Source organism: Streptomyces sp. NBC_00490 (assembly GCF_036013645.1).
GTDB classification, from domain to species: domain Bacteria; phylum Actinomycetota; class Actinomycetes; order Streptomycetales; family Streptomycetaceae; genus Streptomyces; species Streptomyces canus_F.
In genome coordinates this window covers 2371282-2388574 of the sequence record NZ_CP107869.1, presented here as the reverse complement: position 1 = coordinate 2388574, position 17293 = coordinate 2371282, and the positions used below count along the sequence as shown (strand labels likewise).

Here is a 17293-nt window from a genome sequence, read left to right as displayed (position 1 = left end):
GGAGCACCGTTGAGCAGGTTGCGCTGGCTGACCGCGGGGGAGTCCCACGGCCCCGCACTCGTCGCGACGCTGGAGGGCCTTCCCGCCGGCGTGCCGATCACCACGGAGATGGTGGCGGACCACCTCGCCCGGCGTCGCCTCGGTTATGGACGCGGCGCGCGGATGAAGTTCGAGCAGGACCAGGTCACCTTCCTCGGCGGCGTCCGGCACGGCCTCACCCTCGGCTCCCCGGTCGCGATCATGGTGGGCAACACCGAGTGGCCCAAGTGGGAGCAGGTCATGGCTCCCGACCCCGTCGACCCGGAGATCCTGGCGGGACTCGCGCGCAACGCGCCGCTGACCCGCCCGCGCCCCGGCCACGCCGACCTCGCCGGCATGCAGAAGTACGGCTTCGACGAGGCCCGCCCGATCCTGGAGCGTGCCTCCGCCCGCGAGACCGCGGCGCGGGTGGCGCTGGGCGCGGTGGCCCGGTCGTACCTCAAGGAGACGGCCGGCATCGAGATCGTCAGCCATGTCGTCGAGCTGTGCTCCGTGAAGGCCCCGCAGGGTGTGTACCCGACCCCGGCCGACGTCGAGAAGCTGGACGCCGATCCGCTGCGCTGCCTGGACGCGGACACGTCGAAGGCGATGGTGGCCGAGGTCGACCAGGCCCACAAGGACGGCGACACCCTGGGCGGTGTGGTCGAGATCCTGGCCTACGGCGTTCCGGTGGGCCTCGGCTCGCATGTGCACTGGGACCGCAAGCTGGACGCCCGTCTGGCAGGTGCGCTGATGGGTATCCAGGCCATCAAGGGCGTCGAGCTCGGTGACGGTTTCGAGCTGGCACGGGTGCCCGGCTCCAAGGCGCACGACGAGATCGTCAACACGCCCGAGGGTATCCGCCGCGTCTCCGGCCGCTCCGGCGGCACCGAGGGCGGTCTGAGCACGGGCGAGCTGCTGCGGGTGCGTGCCGCGATGAAGCCGATCGCGACCGTCCCGCGCGCCCTGCAGACCGTGGACGTCACCACCGGCGAGGCCGCCCAGGCCCACCACCAGCGCTCCGACGTCTCCGCGGTGCCCGCCGCGGGCATCGTCGCCGAGGCCATGGTGGCCCTGGTCCTCGCGGACGCGGTGGCGGAGAAGTTCGGTGGCGACTCGGTGCCCGAGACCCGCCGGAACGTCCGGTCGTACCTCGAGAACCTGGCCATCCGATGAGCCGTCCGCAGGTGGTGCTCGTCGGTCCGATGGGCGTGGGCAAGTCCACCGTCGGGCAGCTGCTGGCCGCGCGGCTGGGTGTCGGTTACCGGGACACGGACGAGGACATCGTCGCCGAGCAGGGCCGGACCATCGCCGAGATCTTCGTCGACGAGGGGGAGCCGGTCTTCCGGGCGATCGAGAAGGCCGCCGTGCGTCGGGCGCTCACCGAGCACGACGGCGTCCTCGCCCTCGGCGGCGGCGCGATCCTCGACGAGGACACCCGCGCGCTGCTGGCCGGGCAGCGGGTCGTCTACCTCTCGATGGACGTCGAGGAGGCGGTCAAGCGCACCGGACTCAACGCCGCCCGCCCGCTGCTCGCGGTCAACCCGCGCAAGCAGTGGCGCGAACTGATGGAGGCCCGGCGGCACCTGTACGAGGGGATCGCCACGGCGGTCGTCGCCACGGACGGCCGTACGCCCGAAGAAGTCACCCAAGCCGCCCTGGACGCACTGGAGTTGAAGGAAGCATGAGCGAGGCAGCGACGCGGATCCAGGTCGGCGGCACCGCGGGCAGCGAGCCGTACGAGGTCCTGGTGGGCCGTCAACTCCTGGGCGAGCTCGGCTCGTTGATCGGTCCCAAGGCCAAGCGGGTCGCGGTCGTCCACCCCGAGGCGCTCGCCGAGACCGGTGAGGCGCTGCGGGCCGACCTCGCCGAGCAGGGCTTCGAGACGGTCGCCATCCAGGTGCCCAACGCCGAGGAGGCCAAGACCGCCGAGGTCGCCGCCTACTGCTGGAAGGCGCTGGGCCAGTCCGGCTTCACCCGCACCGACGTCGTCGTGGGCGTCGGCGGCGGCTCGACCACCGACCTGGCCGGTTTCGTGGCCGCGACCTGGCTGCGCGGCGTGCGCTGGATCGCGATCCCCACCACAGTCCTGGCGATGGTGGACGCGGCCGTCGGCGGCAAGACCGGCATCAACACCGCCGAGGGCAAGAACCTCGTCGGTGCCTTCCACCCGCCGGCCGGTGTGCTGTGCGACCTGGCCGCGCTGGAGTCCCTGCCGGTCAACGACTACGTCTCCGGACTCGCGGAGATCATCAAGGCCGGGTTCATCGCCGATCCGGTGATCCTGGACCTCATCGAGTCCGACCCCGAGGCCGCGCGCACCCCGGCGGGCCCGCACACGTCCGAGCTGATCGAGCGGGCCATCCGGGTCAAGGCCGAGGTCGTCTCCGCGGACCTGAAGGAGTCGGGACTGCGGGAGATCCTCAACTACGGCCACACGCTGGCCCACGCCATCGAGAAGAACGAGCGGTACAAGTGGCGGCACGGCGCCGCCGTCGCCGTGGGCATGCACTTCGCGGCCGAACTCGGCCGTGTCGCGGGCCGGTTGGACGACGCCACGGCGGACCGTCACCGCACGGTCCTGGAGTCGGTCGGCCTGCCGCTGCACTACCGCTACGACCAGTGGCCCAAGCTGCTGGAGAACATGAAGGTCGACAAGAAGTCCCGCGGCGACCTGCTGCGCTTCATCGTCCTGGACGGACTGGGCAAGCCCACCGTCCTGGAGGGCCCCGATCCGGCCGTGCTGCTCGCCGCGTACGGCGAGGTGGGCGAGTAGTCCGCACAGGCGCCATCCGTCCGATTTGCCTTACGGGCACGGGCACTTAGGGCCGTCCCCGGCCGTTCACCAAACGGCGGCCGGGGACGGTACCGTTCGGTAAGGAGCGGGGTTCGTACCCCGCTGCCAGCGCCAATTGCCTGTACGAGACGGAGTGGCACCGGATGCAGCACGCAGTGGGTTCTCCGCTGCCGCCGCCCCACCAGCCGGGGCACGGACCGGCCGTCGGCTGGTCGCCGGCCGCACACCACCCGGGTGCCCCTCACCCGGGTGCGCACCAGACGTCCGCCTCGGTGCCCCCGCCGCCGCCCCCGGCACCGGGCTTCGCCCCGCAGCCTCCCCACCCGCCGGTTCCTCCGGCCCCGGACACCACCGGCCATGTCCCGCTGCCCCCCGGCGGCCCCGTCGCCGTCCCCGCGACCCCGTCCGCCGCGGTCGCGGCCGACCCCGCCGGCACGACCCTCGCGGTGCTGCTGATCGGCCCGGCGGGCGCCGGCAAGACGAGCGTCGCCAAGTACTGGGCGGACCACCGCAGGGTCCCCACCGCCCACATCAGCCTCGACGACGTCCGCGAATGGGTCCGCTCGGGCTTCGCCGACCCCCAGTCCGGCTGGAACGACCACTCCGAGGCCCAGTACCGCCTCGCCCGCCGCACCTGCGGCTTCGCCGCCCGCAACTTCCTCGCCAACGGCATCTCCTGCATCCTCGACGACGCCGTCTTCCCGGACCGGCCGGTCGTGGGCCTCGGCGGCTGGAAGCGGCACGTGGGTCCGGGGCTGCTGCCGGTGGTCCTGCTGCCGGGCCTGGAGATCGTCCTGGAGCGCAACGCGGAACGCTCCGGCAACCGCCGCCTCACGGACGAGGAGGTCGCCCGCATCCACGGCCGCATGGCGGGCTGGTACGGCTCGGGCCTGCCGATCATCGACAACTCGCAGCTGGATGTCCCGCAGACGGCGCAGGTACTGGACGACGTACTGGCACGATCGATCGCAAGCCCCCCGAGCTGGTAGCGCCCCTTGGGGGCGCGGGGCTGTATCAATATGCGGCTCCGCCGCGTGGGCGCGACCGGCCCCCACGGACCGCTGGTCGGCGTACCACCCGAAGCGGGCACCCCGTCCCCCGAACGGCACCCTCCCAACCGGCACAAACCAGACACCGCTCCTACGCTCGTGTCATGTCAGAGGTCTACGCGGCCCGCCGCACCAGGCTGAGGGAACGCTGCAACGCGGTCGGCAGCACGTCGGCCCTCATCTCCCGCCCCGCCAACGTGCGCTATCTCGCGGGCGCAGCCCCGCTCGGCGCCGTCCTGCTCCTCGGCAAGACCGAGGACCTGCTGGTGTGCTCCGGCCCACCGGACGACCGTCCCTCGGACGGCCGCCCGGACGAGGCGCTGAGAGTGCACATCCTCCCCGGCGCCGGAGGCGACCCCGCCGTCGCCGCCGGTGACCTCGCCGCCGCACAGGGCGGAGATTCCGTCGCGGTGGAGGAGCACCATCTCACCGTCGCCCGGCACCGGGCGCTGCGCTCGGTCGTCCCGCGGCTGCGCCTCACCGACCTCGGCGGAGCCGTCGAGCAGCTCCGGATCATCAAGGACGAGGAGGAGATCTCCTGCCTCCGGATCGGCGCGGAGATCGCCGACCAGGCCCTGGGGGAGCTCCTGGAGTCCATCCTCGTCGGCCGCACCGAACGCCACCTCGCTCTGGAACTGGAGCGGCGCCTGGTGGATCACGGCGCCGACGGCCCCGCCTTCCCCACCTCCGTCGCCACCGGCCCGAATTCCGGCCGGCGGGCCCACCGTCCGACCGACCGCCGCGTCGAGGAGGGCGACTTTCTCTCCGTGTGCCTCGGGGCGACGTACCGCGGCTACCGCTGTGAGATCGGCCGTACGTTCGTGATCGGTACGTCGCCGGCGGACTGGCAGATCGAGCTCTACGACCTCGTCTTCGCTGCCCAGCGGGCCGGGCGGGAGGCTCTCGCACCCGGCGCGGCCTACCGTGACGTGGACCGTGCGGCCCGGCAGGTACTGGACTCCGCGGGGTACGCGGAGGCCCTTCCGGTACTGACCGGACACGGCGTGGGACTCGAAATCGAGGAGGACCCGCAGCTGACCCCCGCAGCCATGGGTAAACTGGACGCTTGCGTGCCGGTCACCGTCGAACCGGGGGTCCACCTCCCGGGCCGGGGCGGTGTCCGGATCGATGACACGCTCGTCGTACGCCCCGAGGCGGACGGCGGACCCGAGCTACTCACCATCACGACCAAGGAGCTGCTCGCCCTCTAGTCAGGTGCGTGCGCCGGGGTCGTCCACGTCAGTCCAGGAGATTCCGCAACCGTGGCTTCCACGAACGACCTCAAGAACGGCCTTGTGCTCAAGCTCGAAGGCGGCCAGCTCTGGTCCGTCGTCGAGTTCCAGCACGTCAAGCCCGGCAAGGGCCCGGCCTTCGTGCGCACCAAGCTCAAGAACGTGCTGTCCGGCAAGGTCGTCGACAAGACGTTCAACGCCGGCGTCAAGGTCGAGACGGCCACTGTCGACAAGCGCGACATGCAGTTCTCGTACATGGACGGCGAGTACTTCGTCTTCATGGACATGGAGACCTACGACCAGCTGATGATCGACCGCAAGACGGTCGCGGACGCCGCGAACTTCCTCATCGAGGGCTTCACGGCCACCGTCGCGCAGCACGAGGGCGAGGTGCTCTTCGTCGAGCTGCCGGCCGCCGTCGAGCTCGTGGTCCAGGAGACCGAGCCGGGCCTCCAGGGCGACCGCTCCACCGGTGGCACCAAGCCCGCCACCCTGGAGACCGGTCACCAGATCAACGTGCCGCTCTTCATCACCACCGGTGAGAAGATCAAGGTCGACACCCGCACGAGCGACTACCTCGGCCGGGTGAACAGCTAACCGTGGCTGCCCGCAACACGGCCCGCAAGCGCGCCTTCCAGATCCTCTTCGAGGGCGACCAGCGCGGCGTCGATGTCCTGACGGTCCTGGCGGACTGGATCCGGCTGTCCCGGGACGACACCCGGCAGCCGCCGGTCAGCGAGTACACGATGCAGTTGGTCGAGGGCTACGCGGAACACGCGAAGCGCATCGACGAGCTGATCGCGCAGTACTCGGTCGGCTGGACGCTCGACCGGATGCCGGTCGTGGACCGCAACATCCTGCGTCTCGGCGCGCACGAGCTGATCTGGGTCGACGCGACCCCGGACGCCGTCGTGCTGGACGAGATGGTGCAGCTGGCGAAGGAGTTCTCCACGGACGAGTCGCCGGCGTTCGTGAACGGCCTGCTGGGCCGTTTCAAGGACCTGAAGCCGTCTCTGCGCCGCGACGAGGCGTAGGAGGCCGCCAGGTCGCCAGAGGTACGACATGCCAGAGGGCCCGCAGCGTGACTGCTGCGGGCCCTCTGGCATCCCGGTGCCCCTGGGGCCCCCGAGGGCCGCAGAAAGCCGCCGGGGTGGCCGGAACCGTGAAGTTCCGGCCACCCCGGCGGCACGTTTCTGCTGAGGCGGGAAGCGGCTCAGCCCTCGTCGTGGGAGACCGCGCGACGCGCGTCGGCGTCCAGCACGCCCCAGCTGATCAGCTGCTCGGTGAGGACCGAGGGCGACTGGTCGTAGATGACGGCGAGTGTGCGCAGGTCGTCCTGGCGGATCGAGAGCACCTTGCCGTTGTAGTCACCGCGCTGCGACTGGATCGTCGCGGCGTAGCGCTGCAGGGGGCCCGCCTTCTCGGCCGGCACATGGGCCAGCCGCTCCAGGTCGAGGACCAGCTTCGGCGGCGGCTCGGCGGCTCCGCCCGGCGTGGTGCCCGGCAGCAGCTCCTGGACGGGTACGCCGTAGAAATCCGCCAACTCGGCGAGACGCTGCACGGTCACGGCGCGGTCGCCACGCTCGTACGAACCGACCACGACCGCCTTCCAGCGTCCCTGGGACTTCTCCTCGACACCGTGGAGGGAAAGGCCCTGCTGGGTGCGGATGGCCCGGAGCTTGGCCCCGAGCTGTTTGGCGTATTCGCTGGACATATAGCTCCCCGGACACTGGATCAACGCGACTGGGGTTGTTTCCTGCCGCGCGTCTGGTAACTCACTGTGAGGTTACGCAGCGTGACTCTTGTGCGTCAAGCCGAATGGTCCACACCGACTCTTCCGTGCCCGCGGTGGCTGATTGGGCCAAGGGGGTGAACGGGGCGGTCGTCCGGGCCTGCTAACGTGGATGGCGCAATTCCGACGTCCTTTAAGGTCCGTCCCGTGAGGCGGAGAAGGAGGTCCGTTTCATATGGACACGCAGGACAACCAGCAGGACGCACCGTCCGATGCCCGGCCCGTTCTCGAAGGCCCCGACATCGCCCGCGTGCTGACCCGCATCGCCCACGAGATCGTCGAACGCGCCAAGGGCGCCGACGACGTGGTGCTCCTCGGCATCCCGACCCGCGGCGTCTTCCTCGCCCAGCGGCTCGCCACCAAGCTCGAGGAGATCACCGAGCGCAAGATTCCGGTCGGTTCGCTCGACATCACCATGTACCGGGACGATCTGCGCATGCACCCGCCGCGTGCGCTGGCCCGCACCGACATCCCCGGTGACGGCATCGACGGCCGTCTCGTCGTCCTCGTCGACGACGTGCTCTTCTCCGGCCGCACCATCCGCGCCGCCCTCGACGCCCTGAACGACATCGGGCGTCCGCGCGCGGTGCAGCTCGCGGTCCTCGTCGACCGCGGCCACCGCGAACTGCCCATCCGCGCCGACTACGTCGGCAAGAACCTCCCCACGTCGTTGCGGGAGACGGTCAAGGTCCTGCTCGCCGAGGAGGACGGTCGCGACACCGTGCTGCTCGGCGCCAAGCAGACCCCGTAGCGAGACGGCGAGGGACGCCTGACTTCGGCGTGCCCGCACTTGCCCGTAATCTCCCGAACTGCCCTACGGAGCCTGACAGATGCAGCGTCATCTCATCTCGGCCGCCGACCTCACCCGCGACGACGCCGTCCTGATCCTCGACACCGCCGAGGAGATGGCCCGGGTCGCCGACCGGCCGATCAAGAAGCTGCCGACCCTGCGCGGCCGCACGATCGTCAACCTCTTCTTCGAGGACTCCACGCGCACGCGTATCTCCTTCGAGGCCGCGGAGAAGCGCCTGTCCGCGGACGTCATCAACTTCACGGCCAAGGGGTCGAGCGTGTCCAAGGGCGAGTCCCTCAAGGACACCGCCCAGACCCTGGAGGCCATGGGCGTCGACGCCGTCGTCATCCGGCACGGCGCCTCCGGTGCCCCCTACCGGCTCGCCACCTCCGGCTGGATCGACGCCGTGGTGATCAACGCCGGTGACGGCACCCACCAGCACCCCACCCAGGCCCTGTTGGACGCCTTCACCATGCGCCGCCGCCTCATCGGCAGGGACGCCGGCCTCGGCCAGGACCTGTCCGGCAAGCGCATCACGCTCGTCGGCGACGTCCTGCACAGCCGGGTCGCCCGCTCCAACGTCGACCTGCTGCACACCCTCGGCGCCGAGGTCACCCTCGTCGCGCCGCCCACCCTGGTGCCGGTCGGCGTCGAGTCCTGGCCGTGCGAGGTGTCGTACGACCTGGACAGCACGCTCTCCAAGTCCGACGCGGTGATGATGCTGCGCGTGCAGCGCGAGCGGATGAACGCCGCGTTCTTCCCGACCGAGCGCGAGTACTCGCGGCGCTACGGCCTCGACGGCGAGCGCATGGCGAAGATGCCCGAGCACGCCATCGTGATGCACCCCGGGCCGATGGTCCGCGGCATGGAGATCACCGCCGAGGTCGCCGACTCCGACCGCTGCACCGTCGTCGAGCAGGTCGCAAACGGAGTCTCCATCCGGATGGCCGTTCTGTACCTGCTGCTGGGTGGCAACGAGCCCGCCGTCAGCCACACCCGTATCGAGGAGAAGTAAGAGACATGAGCAAGATCCTGATCCGTGGTGCGAAGGTGCTCGGCGGCGAGCCGCAGGACGTCCTGATCGACGCCGGCGTCATCGCCGAGGTGGGCACCGGTCTGTCGGACGAGGGTGCCGAGGTCGTCGAGGCGGGCGGCAAGGTCCTCCTCCCGGGCCTCGTCGATCTGCACACCCATCTGCGCGAGCCCGGCCGCGAGGACTCCGAGACCGTCCTGACCGGCACGCGCGCGGCGGCCTCCGGTGGCTACACGGCCGTCTTCGCCATGGCCAACACCTTCCCGGTCGCCGACACCGCCGGTGTGGTCGAGCAGGTCTACCGGCTCGGCCAGGAGCACGGGTACTGCGACGTGCAGCCCATCGGTGCCGTCACCGTCGGCCTGGAGGGCCGCAAGCTCGCCGAGCTGGGGGCCATGCACGAGTCGGCGGCCGGTGTGACCGTGTTCTCCGACGACGGCAAGTGCGTGGACGACGCGGTGATCATGCGCCGGGCGCTGGAGTACGTGAAGGCCTTCGGCGGGGTCGTCGCCCAGCACGCGCAGGAGCCGCGGCTGACCGAGGGCGCCCAGATGAACGAGGGCGTCGTCTCGGCCGAGCTGGGTCTCGGCGGCTGGCCCGCGGTGGCCGAGGAATCGATCATCGCCCGGGATGTCCTGCTCGCCGAGCACGTCGGTTCCCGCGTCCACATCTGCCACCTGTCGACCGCCGGCTCCGTCGAGATCGTCCGCTGGGCCAAGTCCCGCGGCATCGACGTCACCGCCGAGGTCACCCCGCACCACCTGCTCCTCACCGACGAGCTGGTGCGCACGTACAACCCGGTCTACAAGGTCAACCCGCCGCTGCGCACCGAGCGCGACGTGTTCGCCCTGCGCGAGGCGCTCGCCGACGGCACGATCGACATCGTCGCCACCGACCACGCCCCGCACCCGCACGAGGACAAGGACTGCGAGTGGGCCGCGGCCGCCATGGGGATGGTCGGCCTGGAGACCGCGTTGTCAGTGGTGCAGGAGACCATGGTGGACACCGGGCTCCTCACCTGGGCCGGGGTCGCCGACCGCATGTCCTTCAAGCCCGCGCAGATCGGGCGGGCCACCGGTCACGGCCGCCCCGTCTCGGCAGGTGAGCCCGCCAACCTCACGCTCGTCGACACGGAATACCGTGGGGACGTGGACCCCGCGGGCTTCGCCTCGCGCAGCCGGAACACCCCGTACGAGGGGCGTGAGCTGCCGGGCCGGGTGACGCACACCTGGCTGCGGGGCAAGGCCACGCTCGTCGACGGGAAGCTCACGTGACACCTGTAATCCTGCTGGCCGCCGAGCAGAAATCGGCTGAGGTCACCGACTGGGCCGCCCGAGTCGGGTGGCTCGTCGGACTCGCGCTGTTCGTCGCGCTCATCTACTGGCTGATGCGCGAGGGCTGGAAGTGGCGCGGCACGCTCCAGGGCGACCTGCCCGAGCTGCCCGGCGCGCCGTCCGAGCCCGGTGCGGCGAGACTGACGATGAGCGGCCGCTACCACGGCTCCACCACCGCCGGGCAGTGGCTCGACCGCATCGTGGCGCACGGCCTCGGCACCCGCAGCCGGGTCGAGCTCACGCTGACGGACGCGGGACTGGACGTCGTACGCCCCGGCGCGGCCGACTTCTTCGTCCCCACCGCCGCACTGCGCGAGGCCCGGCTCGACAAGGGCATCGCCGGCAAGGTCCTCACCGAGGGCGGGCTGCTGGTCGTGACCTGGGAACACGGCGAGCGGCTGCTCGACTCCGGGTTCCGCTCCGACCGCGCGGCCGAGCACAACGAGTGGGTCGACGCCATTAACTCCATGATCAACAAGACGGAAACGGAAGGCGCACGATGACGACCTCCACGAAGGGGACCGCCTCGCAGAGGAAAGAGGTGTCTCCCGCGGTACTCGTCCTGGAGGACGGCCGGATCTTCCGCGGCCGTGCCTACGGGGCCGTGGGGGAGACCTTCGGCGAGGCGGTGTTCTCCACCGGCATGACCGGCTACCAGGAGACCCTCACCGACCCGTCCTACCACCGCCAGGTCGTCGTGATGACCGCCCCGCACGTCGGCAACACCGGCGTCAACGACGAGGACGCCGAGTCCCAGCGGATCTGGGTCGCCGGCTACGTCGTGCGCGACCCCGCGCGCGTGCCTTCCAACTGGCGCTCGCGCCGCACCCTGGACGAGGAGCTCACCCGGCAGGGCGTCGTCGGCATCTCCGGCATCGACACGCGCGCGTTGACACGCCACCTGCGTGAGCGCGGCGCCATGCGCGTCGGCATCTTCTCCGGCGACGCGGTGGCCGACGACGCCACCCTGCTCGCCGAGGTCCGCCGGGCCCCCGAGATGAAGGGCGCGAACCTCTCCGCCGAGGTCGCCACCAAGGAGACGTACGTCGTCCCCGCGATCGGCGAGAAGAAGTTCACCGTCGCCGCCGTCGACCTCGGCATCAAGGGCATGACCCCGCACCGCATGGCCGAGCGCGGCATCGAGGTGCATGTGCTGCCCGCCACGGCGACCGTCGAGGACGTGTACGCCGTGAACCCGGACGGCGTGTTCTTCTCCAACGGCCCCGGCGACCCGGCCACCGCCGACCACCCGGTCGCCGTCATGCAGGCGGTCCTGGAGCGCAGGACGCCGCTCTTCGGCATCTGCTTCGGCAACCAGATCCTGGGCCGCGCCCTCGGCTTCGGCACCTACAAGCTGAAGTACGGCCACCGCGGCATCAACCAGCCCGTGCAGGACCGCACGACCGGCAAGGTCGAGGTCACCGCGCACAACCACGGCTTCGCCGTCGACGCCCCGCTCGACAAGGTGTCCGACACCCCCTACGGCCGCGCCGAGGTCTCCCACGTCTGCCTCAACGACAACGTGGTGGAGGGCCTCCAGCTGCTCGACCAGCCGGCCTTCAGCGTCCAGTACCACCCCGAAGCGGCAGCGGGCCCGCACGACGCCGCCTACCTGTTCGACCGCTTCGTATCTCTGTTGGAGGGCCAGCGTGCCTAAGCGCACCGATATCCAGTCCGTCCTGGTCATCGGCTCCGGCCCGATCGTCATCGGCCAGGCCGCCGAGTTCGACTACTCCGGTACCCAGGCATGCCGCGTGCTCAAGGCCGAGGGCCTGCGCGTCATCCTCGTCAACTCCAACCCGGCGACGATCATGACCGACCCGGAGATCGCCGACGCCACCTACGTCGAGCCGATCACCCCGGAGTTCGTCGAGAAGATCATCGCCAAGGAGCGCCCCGACGCCCTGCTGCCCACCCTGGGTGGTCAGACGGCCCTCAACACGGCGATCTCCATGCACGAGCAGGGTGTGCTGGAGAAGTACGGCGTCGAGCTGATCGGCGCCAACGTCGAGGCCATCAACAAGGGCGAGGACCGCGACCTCTTCAAGGGCGTCGTCGAAGCGGTGAACGCGAAGATCGGGCACGGCGAGTCCGCCCGCTCGGTCATCTGCCACTCCATGGACGACGTCCTCAAGGGCGTCGAGACGCTCGGCGGCTACCCGGTGGTCGTCCGCCCGTCCTTCACCATGGGCGGCGCCGGCTCCGGCTTCGCCCACGACGAGGAGGAGCTGCGCCGCATCGCGGGCCAGGGCCTCACGCTCTCCCCGACCACCGAGGTGCTCCTGGAGGAGTCCATCCTCGGCTGGAAGGAGTACGAGCTGGAGCTGATGCGCGACAAGAACGACAACGTCGTGGTCGTCTGCTCCATCGAGAACTTCGACCCCATGGGCGTCCACACCGGCGACTCGATCACCGTCGCGCCCGCGATGACGCTGACCGACCGCGAGTACCAGCGTCTTCGGGACGTAGGTATCGCGATCATCCGCGAGGTCGGCGTCGACACCGGCGGCTGCAACATCCAGTTCGCGATCGACCCGGCCGACGGCCGCGTGATCGTCATCGAGATGAACCCGCGCGTGTCGCGCTCCTCGGCCCTCGCCTCCAAGGCGACCGGCTTCCCGATCGCCAAGATCGCGGCCAAGCTCGCCGTCGGCTACACCCTCGACGAGATCCCCAACGACATCACCCAGGAGACCCCGGCCTCCTTCGAGCCGACGCTCGACTACGTGGTGGTGAAGGCCCCGCGCTTCGCCTTCGAGAAGTTCCCGCAGGCCGACTCCACGCTGACCACCACCATGAAGTCGGTCGGCGAGGCCATGGCCATCGGCCGCAACTTCACCGAGGCCTTCCAGAAGGCGCTGCGCTCGCTGGAGAAGAAGGGCAGCCAGTTCACCTTCGTCGGCGAGCCCGGCGACAAGGAGGCGCTGCTGACGGAGGCCGTCCGTCCCACCGACGGCCGGATCAACACCGTCATGCAGGCCATCCGCGCGGGCGCCACGCCGGAGGAGGTCTTCGAGTACACGAAGATCGACCCCTGGTTCGTCGACCAGCTCTTCCTCATCAAGGAGATCGCCGACGAGCTCGCCGCGGCGCCCAAGCTGGACCCCGACCTGCTGGCCGAGGCCAAGCGGCACGGCTTCTCCGACCAGCAGATCGGCGAGATCCGCGGCCTGCGCGAGGACGTCGTCCGCGAGGTCCGGCACGCGCTCGGCATCCGCCCGGTCTACAAGACGGTCGACACCTGCGCCGCCGAGTTCGCCGCGAAGACGCCGTACTTCTACTCCTCCTACGACGAGGAGACGGAGGTCGCCCCCCGCGAGAAGCCGGCCGTCATCATCCTCGGCTCCGGCCCCAACCGCATCGGCCAGGGCATCGAGTTCGACTACTCCTGCGTCCACGCCTCCTTCGCGCTGAGCGACGCCGGGTACGAGACCGTGATGGTCAACTGCAACCCCGAAACCGTCTCCACGGACTACGACACCTCCGACCGCCTGTACTTCGAGCCGCTGACGCTGGAAGACGTGCTGGAGATCGTCCACGCGGAGTCCCTCGCGGGCCCGATCGCCGGTGTCGTCGTCCAGCTGGGCGGCCAGACCCCGCTGGGCCTGGCCCAGGCGCTGAAGGACAACGGCGTCCCGATCGTGGGCACCCCGCCGGAGGCCATCCACGCCGCCGAGGACCGCGGCGCCTTCGGCCGCGTGCTCGCCGAGGCGGGCCTCCCGGCCCCCAAGCACGGCACCGCGACCACCTTCGCCGAGGCCAAGGCCATCGCCGACGAGATCGGCTACCCGGTCCTGGTGCGCCCGTCGTACGTCCTCGGCGGACGCGGCATGGAGATCGTCTACGACGAGACCCGCCTCGCGTCCTACATCGCCGAGTCGACCGAGATCAGCCCCTCCCGGCCGGTCCTGGTCGACCGCTTCCTCGACGACGCCATCGAGATCGACGTCGACGCCCTCTACGACGGCGAGGAGCTCTACCTCGGCGGCGTCATGGAGCACATCGAGGAGGCCGGCATCCACTCCGGCGACTCGGCGTGCGCGCTGCCCCCGATCACCCTGGGCGGCTTCGACATCAAGCGCCTGCGGGCCTCCACCGAGGCGATCGCCAAGGGCGTCGGCGTCCGCGGTCTGATCAACATCCAGTTCGCGATGGCCGGCGACATCCTCTACGTCCTGGAGGCCAACCCGCGCGCGTCCCGCACCGTCCCCTTCACCTCGAAGGCGACCGCGGTACCGCTGGCCAAGGCCGCCGCCCGGATCTCGCTCGGCGCGACCGTCGCCGAACTGCGGGCCGAGGGACTGCTGCCGGCCAAGGGCGACGGCGGCGAGCTGCCGTTCGACGCGCCGATCTCCGTCAAGGAGGCCGTCATGCCGTGGTCGCGCTTCCGCGACATCCACGGACGCGGCGTCGACACCGTCCTCGGCCCGGAGATGCGCTCCACCGGCGAGGTCATGGGCATCGACTCCGTCTTCGGCACGGCGTACGCCAAGTCGCAGGCCGGTGCGTACGGTCCGCTGCCCACCAAGGGCCGCGCGTTCATCTCCGTCGCCAACCGCGACAAGCGCTCGATGATCTTCCCGGCGCGCGAGCTGGTCGCCCACGGCTTCGAGCTGCTCGCCACCTCCGGCACCGCCGAGGTCCTCAAGCGCAACGGCATCAACGCCAGGATCGTGCGCAAGCAGTCCGAGGGCACCGGCCCGAACGGCGAGAAGACCATCGTCCAGCTCATCCACGACGGCGAGGTCGACCTCATCGTCAACACCCCGTACGGCACCGGTGGCCGCCTCGACGGCTACGAGATCCGTACGGCGGCCGTGGCTCGGTCGGTCCCGTGCCTGACGACGGTCCAGGCGCTCGCCGCCGCCGTCCAGGGCATCGACGCCCTCAACCACGGTGACGTGGGCGTCCGCTCACTGCAGGAACACGCGGAACACCTGACCGCCGCCCGCGACTAGCAGCCCTGAGGGGGACACCGGAAACGGTGTCCCCCTCTTCATGAGGCTTCATGAGGACACCATGTACAAGATCTTCTTCAAGCTCGTCTTCACCCGCATGGACCCCGAGAAGGCCCACTACCTCGCCTTCCGCTGGATCCGCCTCGCCGTCCGCGTTCCCGTGCTCCGCACCTTCGTCGCCGCCGCGCTCGCCCCCCGCCACGAGGAGCTGCGCACCGAGGCGTTCGGGCTGCGCATGCACGGTCCCTTCGGGCTCGCCGCCGGCTTCGACAAGAACGCGGTCGCCGTCGACGGCATGTCGATGCTCGGCTTCGACCATGTCGAGATCGGCACGGTCACCGGGGAGGCGCAGCCCGGCAACCCCAAGCGGCGGCTGTTCCGGCTCGTGAAGGACCGCGCGCTGATCAACCGCATGGGCTTCAACAACGAGGGCTCGCTGGCCGTGGCGGCCCGCCTGGCGTCCCGTACGCCCGTCTTCAGGACCGTCGTGGGCGTCAACATCGGCAAGACCAAGGTCGTACCGGAGGCCGAGGCCACCGCCGACTACGTGAAGTCGACCGAGCGGCTCGCGCCGTACGCCGACTACCTGGTCGTCAACGTGTCGTCGCCGAACACGCCCGGGCTGCGCAATCTGCAGGCCACCGAGGCGCTGAGGCCGCTCCTGAGCGCCGTGCGCGAGGCCGCCGACCGTGTGGTCACCGGTCGCCGCGTCCCGCTCCTGGTGAAGATCGCGCCCGACCTCGCCGACGACGACGTGGACGCCGTCGCCGACCTGGCCGTGGAGCTCGGTCTGGACGGGATCATCGCCACGAACACCACCATCGCGCGCGAGGGGCTCGGTTTGACATCCGAACCCTCGCTGGTGAAGGAGACCGGCGGCCTGTCCGGCGCTCCGCTCAAGGCACGCTCCCTGGAGGTCCTCAGGCGCCTCTACGCGCGCGTGGGCGACCGCATCACCCTCGTGGGTGTCGGCGGCATCGAGGACGCCGAGGACGCCTGGCAGCGCATTCTCGCCGGTGCGACGCTCGTCCAGGGCTACAGCGCGTTCGTCTACGAGGGGCCCTTCTGGAGCCGAGCCATCCACAAGGGGCTCGCCGCCCGCCTCCGGACGAGCCCGTACGCCACCCTCGCCGACGCGGTCGGCGCCGACGTAAGGAAGCCCGCATGAGCTCTCTCGCACCCTTCGGCGCACGTCTTCGTCAGGTCATGGACGAGCGCGGCCCGCTGTGCGTCGGCATCGACCCGCACGCGTCCCTGCTCGGTGAGTGGGGCCTGAACGACGACGTGGCCGGACTGGAGCGGTTCAGCCGCACGGTCGTCGAGGCCGTCGCCGACCGGGTCGCCGTCCTCAAGCCGCAGAGCGCGTTCTTCGAGCGCTTCGGGTCGCGCGGTGTCGCCGTCCTGGAGAAGTCGGTCGAGGAGGCGCGGGCCGCCGGCGCGCTGGTCGTCATGGACGCCAAGCGCGGCGACATCGGCTCGACCATGGCCGCGTACGCCGAGGCGTTCCTGCACAAGGACTCCCCGCTGTTCTCCGACGCGCTCACCGTCTCGCCGTATCTCGGCTACGGCTCGCTCTCGCCGGCGGTCGCGCTGGCGCGGGAGAGCGGCGCCGGGCTGTTCGTGCTGGCGCTGACGTCCAACCCGGAGGGCGGCGAGGTCCAGCACGCGATCCGCGCGGACGGCCGTGACGTCGGCGCGACGATGCTGGCGCATCTGGCGGCCGAGAACACGGGGGAGGAGCCCCTGGGGTCCTTCGGCGCCGTCGTGGGCGCCACGCTCGGCGATCTGTCGTCCTACGACCTGGACATCAACGGTCCGCTCCTCGCGCCCGGCATCGGCGCCCAGGGGGCCACTCCGGCCGACCTTCCCACGGTGTTCGGCTCCGTGGTGCGCAATGTCGTCCCCAACGTCAGCCGGGGGGTCCTGCGGCACGGTCCCGACGTCGGCGCGCTGCGGGCGGCCGCGGAGCGGTTCGCGGAGGAGACCAGGGCCGCCGTGGCGTGAGACCGGCGGCGCCGTGGCGGTCGTATGAACGCCGTCCGAGGTGTTCGAGACGTTCGGATGAGACCTCCGATGAGTGCTTCCAGGACGACTTGAGGCTGAATACATTCTCAAATCCGGGGCAGTATGCCTGAAATGTCCGGCCTGACGGAGGCTGACCAGGACTTTTCCGCTGTTCTCGCTGACTCTGGCGGAGTTGGCCGCTAGTCTCCGACGCAGAGTGAACGGGCAAGCGTGTTGCTCGTGGCTCCCCAGGTGTGGGGCGACTAGGTTCCTCACCGGTCCG

Annotated in this window: 16 protein-coding genes; 15 read left to right on the top strand and 1 reads right to left on the bottom strand. The window is 70.5% G+C overall.

Annotated features, from left to right (window positions below; translation table 11 throughout):
• Positions 1–9 precede the first annotated feature (9 nt).
• The 7 genes from aroC (at position 10) to nusB (ending at position 6130) form a co-directional block, all read left to right on the top strand.
• Positions 10–1194 (top strand): chorismate synthase, encoded by a 1185-nt coding sequence (aroC, locus tag OG381_RS10745; RefSeq protein WP_327715893.1) that lies wholly within the window; start codon positions 10–12, stop codon positions 1192–1194.
• Positions 1191–1706 (top strand): shikimate kinase, encoded by a 516-nt coding sequence (locus OG381_RS10740; protein WP_327715892.1) that lies wholly within the window; start codon positions 1191–1193, stop codon positions 1704–1706. The genes aroC and OG381_RS10740 overlap by 4 nt, the downstream gene beginning before the upstream one ends.
• Positions 1703–2794, top strand: a complete 1092-nt coding sequence (gene aroB / locus OG381_RS10735; RefSeq protein ID WP_327715891.1) for a 3-dehydroquinate synthase — start codon at positions 1703–1705, stop codon at positions 2792–2794. The genes OG381_RS10740 and aroB overlap by 4 nt, the downstream gene beginning before the upstream one ends.
• Positions 2795–2958: 164 nt before the next feature.
• Positions 2959–3804, top strand: coding sequence for a Pro-rich N-terminal domain-containing protein (locus tag OG381_RS10730; protein ID WP_327715890.1), 846 nt, complete (start codon positions 2959–2961; stop codon positions 3802–3804).
• A gap of 164 nt (positions 3805–3968) precedes the next feature.
• Entirely contained in the window at positions 3969–5075 is a 1107-nt protein-coding gene (locus OG381_RS10725) for an aminopeptidase P family protein (protein WP_327715889.1), read from the top strand.
• Positions 5076–5126: 51 nt separating this feature from the next.
• The gene (gene efp, locus OG381_RS10720; protein ID WP_046260055.1) at positions 5127–5693 is read left to right on the top strand and encodes an elongation factor P; all 567 of its coding nucleotides are present in this window, start codon (positions 5127–5129) and stop codon (positions 5691–5693) included.
• Between the two features lie 2 nt (positions 5694–5695).
• Entirely contained in the window at positions 5696–6130 is a 435-nt protein-coding gene (gene nusB / locus OG381_RS10715; protein WP_046260054.1) for a transcription antitermination factor NusB, read from the top strand.
• A gap of 179 nt (positions 6131–6309) precedes the next feature.
• On the opposite strand, the gene bldD is transcribed toward nusB, so the two are convergent.
• Entirely contained in the window at positions 6310–6810 is a 501-nt protein-coding gene (bldD, locus tag OG381_RS10710; protein WP_067366005.1) for a transcriptional regulator BldD, read from the bottom strand.
• Between the two features lie 253 nt (positions 6811–7063).
• Here bldD and pyrR point away from each other — a divergent pair, with 253 nt between their 5' ends.
• The 8 genes from pyrR (at position 7064) to pyrF (ending at position 17010) form a co-directional block, all read left to right on the top strand.
• Positions 7064–7639: a bifunctional pyr operon transcriptional regulator/uracil phosphoribosyltransferase PyrR gene (gene pyrR, locus OG381_RS10705; protein WP_327715888.1), complete on the top strand. Its 576-nt coding sequence runs from the start codon at positions 7064–7066 to the stop codon at positions 7637–7639.
• 79 nt (positions 7640–7718) lie between these two features.
• Positions 7719–8696 carry an aspartate carbamoyltransferase catalytic subunit gene (locus tag OG381_RS10700; RefSeq protein ID WP_307033282.1) on the top strand — a complete coding sequence of 326 codons (978 nt, stop codon included), beginning with the start codon at positions 7719–7721 and terminating at the stop codon, positions 8694–8696.
• Positions 8697–8701: 5 nt separating this feature from the next.
• Positions 8702–9988: a dihydroorotase gene (locus tag OG381_RS10695; RefSeq protein WP_327715887.1), complete on the top strand. Its 1287-nt coding sequence runs from the start codon at positions 8702–8704 to the stop codon at positions 9986–9988.
• Entirely contained in the window at positions 9985–10551 is a 567-nt protein-coding gene (locus tag OG381_RS10690) for a PH-like domain-containing protein (RefSeq protein ID WP_327715886.1), read from the top strand. Before OG381_RS10695 ends, OG381_RS10690 begins: the two co-directional genes overlap by 4 nt.
• Complete coding sequence (gene carA, locus OG381_RS10685) at positions 10548–11705, top strand: glutamine-hydrolyzing carbamoyl-phosphate synthase small subunit (protein WP_327715885.1); 1158 nt, start codon at positions 10548–10550, stop codon at positions 11703–11705. The genes OG381_RS10690 and carA overlap by 4 nt, the downstream gene beginning before the upstream one ends.
• Positions 11698–15006, top strand: coding sequence for a carbamoyl-phosphate synthase large subunit (gene carB / locus OG381_RS10680; protein ID WP_327715884.1), 3309 nt, complete (start codon positions 11698–11700; stop codon positions 15004–15006). Before carA ends, carB begins: the two co-directional genes overlap by 8 nt.
• Positions 15007–15067: 61 nt before the next feature.
• Positions 15068–16174, top strand: coding sequence for a quinone-dependent dihydroorotate dehydrogenase (locus OG381_RS10675; protein WP_327722435.1), 1107 nt, complete (start codon positions 15068–15070; stop codon positions 16172–16174).
• Positions 16171–17010, top strand: coding sequence for an orotidine-5'-phosphate decarboxylase (gene pyrF, locus OG381_RS10670; protein WP_327715883.1), 840 nt, complete (start codon positions 16171–16173; stop codon positions 17008–17010). The genes OG381_RS10675 and pyrF overlap by 4 nt, the downstream gene beginning before the upstream one ends.
• Positions 17011–17293: the final 283 nt, after the last annotated feature.